We start from the raw sequence: 3,009 nt of genomic DNA, 5'->3' as shown, positions 1-3,009 counted from the left end.
GAAATAATAGCATAACGAATATAAATAAATTAAAAGACAATTATTTTACGGATATGTATTATATTTTTGCCGATATGTTTGATTTTGTAAAAAATATGAAGATAATATTGAAATTATTAATAATAAATTATCTCCCGATTTTAAAATATTTATAATAATGGATACTGACGATTGTTCGGATGAACAAAGAAATAATTATAAAAATAAAAGTATGTTCAAAAAACACTGGGCTTACGATTATATATGTCCTATATATAACGATAGCAATTTAGAAGAAGTTTTAATAAAAGCTGGAGTAATAGCTCTTGAAAATAAATCTACCAAACAAATAAAAAGAGATTATATAAAAATATTTCCTACGGATATAAATAAAAAAGATGCCATTCAAATAAAAGAATTCTATAAAAAACTATCAGAAATTGAAGTTGCAGATATTTCAAATATGCATGAGTTTATAAAATTTTGTTTAGATAATAAAGTAGAATTTCCTAAATAAAAATATAATCATATTTATTTTTTATTAGAAATCGATTTATAAATCACTTAATAGAATTATATTTAAATCTCCTATTCTCGCTTATTCCTCTGCCTATCGCGTTCATAATAAGTCCCGTAATTATTGATATTCCCGATAACAACATAAAACCAGAAGCAAGAACCGAAGTCGCTACGGGAACTATACCCCCCCCCGTTTGAAAAAAAGAAATAACTATCGGAAGCCCGTAATATAATCCGAATGAAGCGAATATTAAAGCTATAATCCACCAAAATAATAAAGGTCTTTCGCTCATAAGCAAATATATTATTAATCCTAAAATCCTAAAACCGTCTTTGAAAGTATTTAATTTGGAAAAAGAACCTTCTGGGCGACTTTTATATTCCGCCTCAATTTCGCCTATAGGAAGACGCATCTGCAAGGCGAAAATTGTAAGTTCCGTTTCTATTTCAAATCCTCTCGAATTGGCGGGAAAAGTTTTTACGAATTTTTTAGAAAAAACTCTATAACCGCTTAAAATATCGTTGCAATTTTTACCGAATAATATTTTGGCGAATGTCGTTATCATTTTATTTCCAAAAGAATGTCCTCGTCTATATTTTCCCGCTTTACGAATTACGGTAATCATATCCAAATCTTCATTTGTTAAATAATCGATTAAAGAAGGTATAGCCGAAGCATCGCATTCTCCGTCCCCGTCTATCAATATATAAATATCGGCGTCTATAATTGAAAAAGCGTTTCTGACAACCTCGCCTTTTCCTTGATACATAACTTTTTTAACTATAGCTCCAGATTCCTTTGCAATATTATATGAATTATCGGCGCTGTTATTGTCAAAAACATATATTTCGCATTTAGGACAATAATTTTTTATATCTTCAATAACTTGTTTAATAGTAATCTCTTCGTTATAACAAGGAATAATTGCAGCTATTTTCATTTTTTACTCCTACAAAATAATTCTTTGAAAAACTTTTTAAATCCGCCTCTATCGTAAATGAATGTTAGGAATGATATTAGGGATATTATCGATATGGGAATTACGGGATGAATATATCTATAACCTACTATAGGTGAAAATAGAGGCGTAAATATAGATATCATTATAGACGACAATGAAGCGCAAACGGTAAATAAAAGTATATTTTTTCTAAAATCGGATTTAAATAAAAATAATAGTATAGATACAATAAACAATAAATAAGACATTATAATATAATTTATTAAATATGTAGGTTTTAATTTTAAAAATAAAGATTTATATAATTTGGTTTTAAAGTTATCAAAAGTTATGCCTTTATTATCAAATTTAGAATTAATTTCATACTTTAAAAATATATTTTTACTCAAAAGCTGTTCTAATTTTGAAGGTTTTACATATAAGCCACAATATTTTTTAACATATTTAAAAAAATGTTTTAAATAATCCTTTGGATACTTAATTATATACTTTATCCATACTTTATTTAATCCTTTAAGACTATTTAACCTAAAAGGACGAATTTTATTTTTCCAATGAGTTGCAAAGTTATCAGCATTAAAATTATTTTTATTATATATTTTTATAACATCATCAAAATTTTTCCCAGCTTCATACCATCCCTTCGGTATCATAGAATCGTCATTATTTGGAACGGCGCATGCTGCTATTTGTATTAAAAATATTCCCGTAGGGTTTGCCATAATGTCCGCTTTATTTTTAATAAAAATCATAGGACATAGTTTAACCGTTAAAATTAATATAAATGCAAACAGAACCATAAAATTAGAAAATAAAAAAATATACAATTTTGCATTCATAACCTTTTTAAGAATGTTATGAGTAAATAGAATAAATATGGGATAACACATAACTATATAATTATGACGCCATAAAAGGCAGAAAAATAACGATATTAAAGACAAAATAAAAATAATATATTTTAATTTTTTATTTAACTTGATATTTATTATAAAAAATATTAATGAAAACGACATCCATAGAAAAAGAGTTCCAGTATAATCTTTATAATGACCTATATTAGTAAAATGGAACGATGATACAAAAGGAAGCAATAATAATATTAATATTAATTTATTTTTAAATTTAATATAGCAGGATAAAATTATTAAATATAATCCTGCAAAAAATAAAATCAAATTAATTAAGAATAAATAAAAAGTATGATATCCGAATAATTTATATAAAATATGCAGTATTACCGATATTATTACAGGATTTGCATTATTATAATTACCGTAAACCGCACTCGTCATTACGTTAATAATATCTGCATTTTGAAAATATCCGGGAAAATAAAACCAAAAAAAAGAAGCAAAAAGAGCTAAAGAAATAATTGATAATATTAAAATAAATATATAGTCGTTCCTTTTTAATATTGCCTTCTTATTATCTTTATCTAAAATAATAATTTGATTAGTTTTATTGCGTTTATATAACTTATACATAGAAATAGAATAGTAAATAATTAAAGGCATAATGATTAATAGAATAATTATAAATACCGTAT

Annotated in this window: 3 protein-coding genes; 1 reads left to right on the top strand and 2 read right to left on the bottom strand. The window is 25.0% G+C overall.

Annotation, left to right across the window (positions count from 1 at the left end):
• Nucleotides 1-157: 157 nt before the first annotated feature.
• Nucleotides 158-496, top strand: coding sequence for a hypothetical protein (locus EZH24_RS09515; RefSeq protein ID WP_137998919.1), 339 nt, complete (start codon nt 158-160; stop codon nt 494-496).
• Nucleotides 497-539: 43 nt separating this feature from the next.
• On the opposite strand, the gene EZH24_RS09510 is transcribed toward EZH24_RS09515, so the two are convergent.
• On the bottom strand, nt 540-1,439 hold the full coding sequence (locus EZH24_RS09510) for a glycosyltransferase family 2 protein (protein WP_137998918.1): 900 nt from the start codon (nt 1,437-1,439) through the stop codon (nt 540-542).
• Entirely contained in the window at nt 1,436-2,260 is an 825-nt protein-coding gene (locus EZH24_RS09505; protein WP_161976134.1) for a hypothetical protein, read from the bottom strand. Before EZH24_RS09505 ends, EZH24_RS09510 begins: the two co-directional genes overlap by 4 nt.
• Nucleotides 2,261-3,009 lie beyond the last annotated feature (749 nt).

The organism is Brachyspira catarrhinii (assembly GCF_005518285.1).
GTDB classification, from domain to species: Bacteria; Spirochaetota; Brachyspiria; order Brachyspirales; family Brachyspiraceae; genus Brachyspira; species Brachyspira catarrhinii.
This window is presented reverse-complemented; position numbering and strand designations above follow the sequence as displayed.